The following is a 7552-nucleotide window of genomic DNA, read 5'->3' as shown; positions in this document are numbered from 1 at the left end:
GGCGCGGAGCCGCGGCTGGCCGCGGCCGGGGTGCGGATCTCGGTGCGCGGCGGGCTGCTGCGCGCGGCGTTCCACCTCTACAACTCGGCGCAGGACGTGGAGAAGGTGCTGGCGCTGCTGCGCGATGCGTGAGAACGGGCGATGCGTGAGACGCGCGATGCGTGAGACGCGCGATGCGTGAGATGCGTGAGACGGGCGGGCGGCGCGGAAATACGCCGCGCTGCCGGGACACCGAGGTGAGCGCCGACGTGCCCTCCCGAAAGGCGAGTTGCCCACCGCACGCCGGGACGGCGCCCCCGTTGGCCACAGTTGAGGGGCCGTTCCCGCTCCATCCGGCCACCGACGGCGGGTGGACCGGCACGGCCGACGCCTGCCCGAACGCGCCGTGGCCGCCGCACGGTCGATGCCGTGCGGCGGCCAGCGCACTCCGCGCCGTCCCCCGGTACGCGGTCGCGCGCTACCTCACCGGCGTGAAGTCCCGCGCCCCGATGTACTCCGGGCGCCGGACCGGGGCCGCGAACGGCTCCACCGCGGTGTTGTCCACGCTGTTGAAGACGATGAAGACGTTGCTGCGCGGGTACGGCGTGATGTTGTCGCCGGAGCCGTGCATGGCGTTGCAGTCGAACCACGTCGCCGAGCCGGCCCTGCCGGTGAACAGCCGGATGCCGTGCCGGTCCGCCATGTTCGTGAGCACCTCGTCCGACGGGATGCCCGCGTCCTGCATCTGGAGCGACCGCTTGTAGTTGTCCTTCGGCGTCTCGCCCTGACAGCCCACGAAGTGCCGGTGCGACCCGGGCATGATCATCAAGCCGCCGTTGGTGTCGTAGTTCTCGGTCAGCGCGATCGAGACCGACACGGTGCGCATGTTCGGCAGACCGTCCTCGGCGTGCCAGGTCTCGAAGTCCGAGTGCCAGTAGAAGCCGGAGGCACCGAAGCCGGGCTTCACATTGATCCGCGACTGGTGGACGTAGACGTCCGAACCGAGGATCTGGCGGGCCCGGCCGACCACACGCGGGTCGGAGACCAGCCGGGCGAACACCTCGCTGATCCTGTGCACTTCGAACACGGACCGGACACTCTGCGACTTCGGCTCGACGATGGACCGCGGGTCGGCGCGCATCGCCGGGTCGAGCACCAGCCGGTCCAGTTCGGCGCGGTACACCGCGACTTCCTCTGCTGTGAGCAGCTCCCCGATGGCGAAAAAGCCGTCGCGTTCAAAGTCGCTCAGCTCGGACGGCGCGAACGGGCCGGCCGCTCCGGGCTGCGACCACACCACCGGGTCCTTCCGCGGGGTGATGACCTCGGCGGTCCCACGGGTCGGGTACAGGTCGGCGGTGCGCTCGGGTGCGGTGGTCATGGTGGTGCCTTCCTCTCCTCTCGTACGGAACTTCGTTCACGTGCGCAGTGCGTTGCCTTCCTTGCCTTCCTCATCGCTGCCGGACGGGGCAGGGAGGGGCCCGGCGGCCGGTCTCAGACCGCGTCGGGCTCCGGGTCGGGCTCGGTGAGAAGCGGGTAGACCCCGTTCTCGTCGTGGTCCTCGCGACCGGTGACCGGCGGGTTGAAGACGCACAGGCAGCGGAAGTCCTCCTTGATCCGCATGGTGTGCTTCTCGTGCCCGTCGAGGAGGTACATCACACCCGGCGTGATGGTGTGCTTCTCGCCGGTCTCGTCGTTGGTCAGCTCGGCCTCGCCCTCGACGCACACGACGGCCTCGATGTGGTTCGCGTACCACATGGAGGTCTCGGTGCCGGCGTACAGGACGGTCTCGTGCAGCGAGAAGCCGACCCGCTCCTTGGCGAGCACGATGCGCTTGCTCTCCCAGGTGCCGGACTTGGACTTGACGTGGCGGTCGGTGCCTTCGATGTCCTGGAACGATCGGACGATCACGGTGAGTCGGTGCCTTTCTGTGGAACGGTCAGGAGCTCTCGGTGGTTCAGGCGCAGTCGCGGACCGCGCGGGCGAGGATCCGCAGACCCTCGTCGAGCTCCTCGGGGGTGGTCGTCAGCGCGGGCAGCAGCTTGACGACCTCGCTCTCCGGGCCGGAGGTCTCGATGAGCAGACCCAGCTCGAAGGCGCGCTTGGCGATCTTGTTGGCGAGGCTCTTGTCGGCGCACTCCATGCCCCACACCAGCCCGCGACCGCGGTACTCGACGAAGGTGTCCGGGTGCGCCTCGACGATGGCCTTGAGGTGCGATTCGACGATCTCACCGCGGCCGAGCGTCTGCTTCTCCATCTGGCCGTCGGCCCAGTACGTGTCGAGTGCGGCGGCGGCGGTGACGAAGGCCGGGTTGTTGCCGCGGAAGGTGCCGTTGTGCTCGCCCGGCTCCCAGATGTCCAGCTCGGGCTTGAAGAGCGTCAGCGCGAGCGGGAGCCCGTAGCCGCTGATGGACTTCGAGACGGTGACGATGTCCGGCACGATGCCCGCCTCCTCGAAGGAGAAGAAGGCACCCGTACGGCCGCATCCCATCTGGATGTCGTCGACGATCAGCAGCATGTCGCGGCGCTCGCACAGGTCGGCGAGGGCGCGCAGCCACTCGGCGCGGGCCACGTTGATGCCGCCCTCGCCCTGCACCGTCTCGACGATCACCGCGGCGGGCGTGTTCAGACCGGAGCCCTGGTCCTCCAGCAGCCGCTCGAACCACAGGAAGTCCGGGATCTGGCCGTCGAGGTAGTGGTCGAACGGCATCGGGGTGCCGTGCACCAGCGGGATGCCGGCGCCGGCCCGCTTGAAGGCGTTGCCGGTGACCGCGAGGGAGCCCAGCGACATGCCGTGGAAGGCGTTGGTGAAGGACACGATCGACTCGCGGCCCTTGACCTTGCGGGCCAGTTTCAGCGCGGCCTCGACGGCGTTGGTGCCCGTCGGGCCCGGGAACATGACCTTGTAGGGCAGGTCGCGCGGGCGCAGCACGATGTTCTGGAACGACTCCAGGAAGGCCCGCTTGGCCGTGGTGGACATGTCCAGGCCGTGGGTGACGCCGTCCCGCTCGATGTAGTCGATCAGGGCGCGTTTGAGGACCGGGTTGTTGTGTCCGTAGTTGAGTGATCCGGCACCGGCGAAGAAGTCGAGGTAGGCGTGGCCGTCCTCGTCGAACATGCGGCTGCCCTGGGCGCGGTCGAAGACGGTGGGCCAGCCACGGCAGTAGCTGCGCACCTCCGACTCCACGGTCTCGAAGACGCTCAGATCGGGCTGGGTGATGGTCACGGCAGGCTCCTGGGAGAGTGAGTGCGGCGGGAGGTGAGGGGTGGGGGGATCCGGCGGGGCGGCGGGCTCCCGTGCGGTGCACGGGGGCGGGCGGCGGTCCCGCACGGCGGCTGCGGCAGGGTCGGTGCCGCACGGCCCCGGGGCCGTCAGCGTCCTGGGCGGGACGGTGGACGGAACGGGCCTATGAGGTGCAGGACCTCCGGCTCGTGGCCCTGCTCCGGGAACAGTCCCGCGTCGAAGAGCACCTCGCGCTTGACCGGCACCGAGTGCCGCTCGGCGAAGGAGGCGAACAGCCGGTTGGACGCGGCGTTGTCGGGGCTGATGGTGGTCTCGACGAGGGTTATGCCCTGTTCGTCCATGACACGGGTGGTCAGCCCGTCCAGGAGCGCGGCGGCCAGCCCCTGTCCGCGGTGCGCGTCGTCGACGGCGACCTGCCAGACGACGAGCGTGTCCGGCCGCTCGGGGCGGATGTAGCCGGTGACGAAGGCGGCCGGCTCGCCCTCCGCGTCACGTGCGACGACGGAGGTGGCGGCGAAGTCGCGACACCACAGGAGGTAGCTGTAGGAGGAGTTGAGGTCCAGTGCCTTGGAGTCGCGGGCGATGCGCCAGATCGCGGCTCCGTCCTCCACCCGCGGGGCGTCGAGCTTGAAGCCCTCCGGAATTTCTCTGATTTCGCTTCGGGCACCTGCATGGTCTGCTTGTGCGGCGGTCATGGGAATTAAATTTACCGAGCGAAAAAGGAAAATGCATCGCGGGCAGGGGTTACATGAGAACCCTTTTTGTGTTATCACGCGGGGGCGCGCGAGCGCGCGGTGCGTCGACAGGATGCCCCGATTTGACCCGAAAGTTCGGGGCGAAACGGACACGCTGTGTAATCGGTCACAGCTCTGTAACGGCGATGAGACGCGTCCGAATTACGGGACTTGATGCTAGCGGAATCTTGGCGTTTGAGGTGCGGAAAAGCGGGCAGAAGAATACGGGAAGCTGCGCTTCTGCGAAATGGGAATTCGCCCGTGGAGGGTGCCCGGCGCGGTTCACCGGAACGTGCGCCGGAAGTCTTCCCGGCGTCATAGGAGAAGCCCCGTGGGGCGGTGCGTGAGAGGCCGCGGATGATTATGGGGCGGCCGGTCGAATACGACCCCCGGGTATGCTCCGGTCCGCCATGGCCCACGGCTCGGCCGCGCGCATAAAGTGCCTGCATGACGTCCATGAGCGAAGGTGCGGTGCTGCACCTCAAGGGGAGGGTCCTCGTCGGGCCGGAAGACGTCCGCGACGAGCTGTGGGTGGTCGACGGCCGGGTGACCTTCGAGCGGCCGGCCATGGCACGGGATGCCATGACCGTCGCGGGCTGGGTGCTGCCGGGCCTGGTCGACGCCCACTGCCACGTCGGACTGGACACGCACGGTCCGGTGGACGCCGCCACCAGCGAGAAGCAGGCGCTCACCGACCGTGACGCCGGCACCCTCCTGATCCGTGACGCCGGGTCGCCCTCCGACACCCGATGGATCGACGACCGCGCCGATCTGCCGCGGATCATCCGCGCCGGCCGCCACATCGCGCGCACCAAGCGCTACATCCGCAACTACGCGCACGAGATCGAGCCGGAGGACCTGGTCGCCTACGTCGCCCAGGAGGCCCGCCGCGGCGACGGCTGGGTCAAGCTCGTCGGCGACTGGATCGACCGCTCCACCGGCGACCTGGCGGCCTGCTGGCCCACCGGCGCCGTCGAGGCCGCCATCGCCGAGGCGCACCGGCTCGGCGCCCGGGTCACCGCCCACTGCTTCGCCGAGGAGACCCTCGCCCCGCTCGTCCAGGCCGGGATCGACTGCGTCGAGCACGCCACCGGCCTCACCGAGGACACCATCCCGCTCTTCGCCGAACGGGGTGTGGCGATCGTCCCCACCCTGGTCAACATCGCGACCTTCCCGCAGCTCGCGGCTGGCGGCGAGGGGAAGTTCCCGCGCTGGGCGGACCACATGCGGCGGCTGCACGCCCGCCGCTACGACACCGTGCGCGCGGCCCACGACGCCGGTGTGCCGGTCTTCGCCGGTACCGACGCGGGCGGCTCGCTGCCGCACGGCCTGGTCGCCGACGAGGTCGCCGAGCTCATGAAGGCCGGGCTGTCCGCCGTCGCCGCCCTCTCCGCGACGACCTGGGGCGCCCGCGAGTGGCTGGGCCGCCCGGGGCTCACCGAGGGCGCCCCGGCCGACCTCGTCGTCTACGAGACCGACCCCCGGGCCGACGTCCGGGTGCTGGCGGCGCCGCGCCTGGTGGTCCTGCGGGGGCGGGCCATCGGCTGACCGGCGCCGTGCGGCGCCGCCCCGGCGCTCCCGAAGCCCCCGCCGCCGCCCGCCGTCCTTCCGTACGACCCCGCACCACCCCTTACGACCCCGTGCGACCCCTCCGTACGACCTGAAAGGCTCACCTGTGCTCGACACCGGTTTGACCGGCCGCACCGCCCTGATCACCGGCAGCGCCCAGGGCCTCGGCGCCGCCCTGGTACGCGCCTTCCACGCCGAAGGCGCGTATGTCGCCGCGCTGGACCTCGATGACGACGCCAACCGCGCCCTGGCCCGGGCGCTCGATCCCGGAGGGGAGCGCGTCCGGCCGGTCCGCGCCGATCTGCGGGACCTCGACGCGGTCCGCGGCGCCTACGAGGCGGTGCGCGCCTGGCGGCCGGTCGAGGTGCTGGTCAACAACGCCGCCCGGCCGCCGGCCAAGACGCTGTGGGAGGTCACCCCCGAGGAGTGGGACGAGGTGTTCGCGGTCAATCTGCGGGCGGTCTTCTTCCTCACCCGCGCGGTCGCCGCCGACATGCGCGACCGCGGCTTCGGGCGGATCGTCAACATGGCCTCCATCGCCGGCCAGACGCCCCGCCCGACCGGCGCGGCCTACGGCACCGGCAAGGCCGGGCTGATCGCGCTCACCAGGGTCTTCGCCGCCGAACTCGCCGCGCACGGCGTCACGGTGAACACGGTGGCCCCGGCGATGATCGACACGCCGATGGTCCGCTCGGTCGGCCCGGACACCCTCGCGGAGCTCACCGCCCAGGTGCCGATGGGCCGGATCGCCACCCCCGAGGAGGTCGCCCGGGTCGCCGTCTTCCTCGCCTCGCAGGAGTCGTTCGTCACCGGCGCCACCTACGACGTCAACGGAGGCGCCCTGATGCGCTGAGGCGCTCGAATACGGGCACGAAAACCACCCCTTGGGGTGAACTGCCTCTACATTTCCTCCTGTTCACCCTCACTACGTACACGATGTGCGGGTCGAGGTCGCCGACCCGCGTGATGTCCCCCATTGGCGCGGTCGGCGGCTCCATCTCTCTCGTGGGGGTTCCACACACGTGTTCACCAGCTCCGCCGGCTCCTCCGGCGTGCCGCGACGGCTCGGCGCGGCCCTGGTCGCCGCCGCGCTGACGGCCGGTCCCGCCGTCGCGCTCGGCGCCGCGCCCGCCGCGTACGCCACCGGCAACCACGGCCGCACCCACGGCACTTCGGATGCGGCCGTGCTGCGCACCGGCCTGGACGTCGGGCTGCTCGACAAGTCGCTCCGCGTCCCGCTGCGGGCCACCCTGAACGAGGTGCACGCACCGGCCTCGGCCGACCGGACCGCGCTCACCGTCACCCTGGACGGGATCGACCGGGGCCGGCCGTTCGACGTGCTGCGCGCCGATGCGGCCACCGCGCGGGCCACCGCCGACGCCGAGGGGGCGAAGGGGTACGCCGACCTCGTGCACGCCGCGGTGCACCTGCCCGGCCTCCCCGCGCTGCCGCTGATCGAGGTCCAGCAGGTGACCTCCACGGCGGAGTGCCGGGCCGGGCAGCACCCGCGGGCCGCGTCGCAGCTGCCGGGCAGCGTCGTGGTGCTGGGCAAGCGGGTCACGCTCGGCGCGAGCGGCACGACGGCGGTCACCGTGCCGGGGGTGGGCGACGTGACACTCGCTCTGGCGCGGAAGGCCGTGACGTCGACGAGCGCCGCGGCGACCGCCCTCGAACTCCGGGTCTCGGTCGACCCGCTGAAGCTCAACGTGGCCGAGGTGCACGGCCAGGTGACGCTGGCGCAGGCCAGCTGCACCACCCCGCGCGGCGCGGCACCCGGTACGCCGGAGAAGCCCGGGGAGCCCCAGGGCGGCGCCGGCGGCACCCGTCCGGCCACGCACAACCTCGCCGAGACCGGCGGCAGTTCGGCCACCCCGTACGTCGCCGGGGGCGCGGCCCTGCTGGTCGCCGCCGGCGCCGGATCGCTGGCCCGCGCCCGTCGCCGCCGTACCGCCGCACCGGGCGGGCGCGGCTGACAGACCCGTACGCCGTGCCGGTGCTGTGGGGGCTCCGGTGCGGGGTACGGCCCGGG

The 7552-nt window shown here is 71.4% G+C and carries 7 protein-coding genes and 1 pseudogene; 4 read left to right on the top strand and 4 right to left on the bottom strand.

What is annotated here, in order from left to right:
• A pseudogene (locus RZ84_RS40800) lies at positions 1 to 132 on the top strand (aminotransferase); the annotation flags it as partial.
• A gap of 325 nt (positions 133 to 457) precedes the next feature.
• On the opposite strand, the gene thpD reads toward RZ84_RS40800, so the two are convergent.
• The 4 genes from thpD to ectA form a co-directional block, all read right to left on the bottom strand.
• Positions 458 to 1357: an ectoine hydroxylase gene (gene thpD, locus RZ84_RS08665; RefSeq protein WP_043263811.1), complete on the bottom strand. Its 900-nt coding sequence runs from the start codon at positions 1355 to 1357 to the stop codon at positions 458 to 460.
• A gap of 113 nt (positions 1358 to 1470) precedes the next feature.
• Complete coding sequence (locus tag RZ84_RS08660) at positions 1471 to 1887, bottom strand: ectoine synthase (protein ID WP_043263810.1); 417 nt, start codon at positions 1885 to 1887, stop codon at positions 1471 to 1473.
• Positions 1888 to 1933: 46 nt separating this feature from the next.
• Positions 1934 to 3202 (bottom strand): diaminobutyrate--2-oxoglutarate transaminase, encoded by a 1269-nt coding sequence (gene ectB, locus RZ84_RS08655; RefSeq protein ID WP_043263809.1) that lies wholly within the window; start codon positions 3200 to 3202, stop codon positions 1934 to 1936.
• Between the two features lie 146 nt (positions 3203 to 3348).
• A complete protein-coding gene (gene ectA, locus RZ84_RS08650; protein WP_043263808.1) occupies positions 3349 to 3915 on the bottom strand; it encodes a diaminobutyrate acetyltransferase in 567 nt (188 codons plus the stop codon).
• A 495-nt stretch (positions 3916 to 4410) separates the two neighbouring features.
• Here ectA and RZ84_RS08645 point away from each other — a divergent pair, with 495 nt between their 5' ends.
• The 3 genes from RZ84_RS08645 (at position 4411) to RZ84_RS08635 (ending at position 7496) form a co-directional block, all read left to right on the top strand.
• Complete coding sequence (locus RZ84_RS08645) at positions 4411 to 5502, top strand: amidohydrolase family protein (RefSeq protein ID WP_043263807.1); 1092 nt, start codon at positions 4411 to 4413, stop codon at positions 5500 to 5502.
• Positions 5503 to 5629: 127 nt separating this feature from the next.
• Positions 5630 to 6376, top strand: coding sequence for an SDR family NAD(P)-dependent oxidoreductase (locus RZ84_RS08640; RefSeq protein ID WP_043263806.1), 747 nt, complete (start codon positions 5630 to 5632; stop codon positions 6374 to 6376).
• 169 nt (positions 6377 to 6545) lie between these two features.
• Positions 6546 to 7496: an SCO1860 family LAETG-anchored protein gene (locus tag RZ84_RS08635; RefSeq protein WP_078893641.1), complete on the top strand. Its 951-nt coding sequence runs from the start codon at positions 6546 to 6548 to the stop codon at positions 7494 to 7496.
• Positions 7497 to 7552 lie beyond the last annotated feature (56 nt).

It is taken from the genome of Streptomyces sp. CT34, assembly GCF_000805335.1.
Lineage (GTDB): Bacteria > Actinomycetota > Actinomycetes > Streptomycetales > Streptomycetaceae > Streptomyces.
This window is presented reverse-complemented; position numbering and strand designations above follow the sequence as displayed.

Coding starts and splice junctions, on each gene's coding strand:
- ectA (WP_043263808.1), bottom strand. CDS start 3,915: ATGACCGCCGCACAAGCAGACCATGCAGGTGCCCGAAGCGAAATCAGA.
- RZ84_RS08645 (WP_043263807.1), top strand. CDS start 4,411: ATGAGCGAAGGTGCGGTGCTGCACCTCAAGGGGAGGGTCCTCGTCGGG.
- thpD (WP_043263811.1), bottom strand. CDS start 1,357: ATGACCACCGCACCCGAGCGCACCGCCGACCTGTACCCGACCCGTGGG.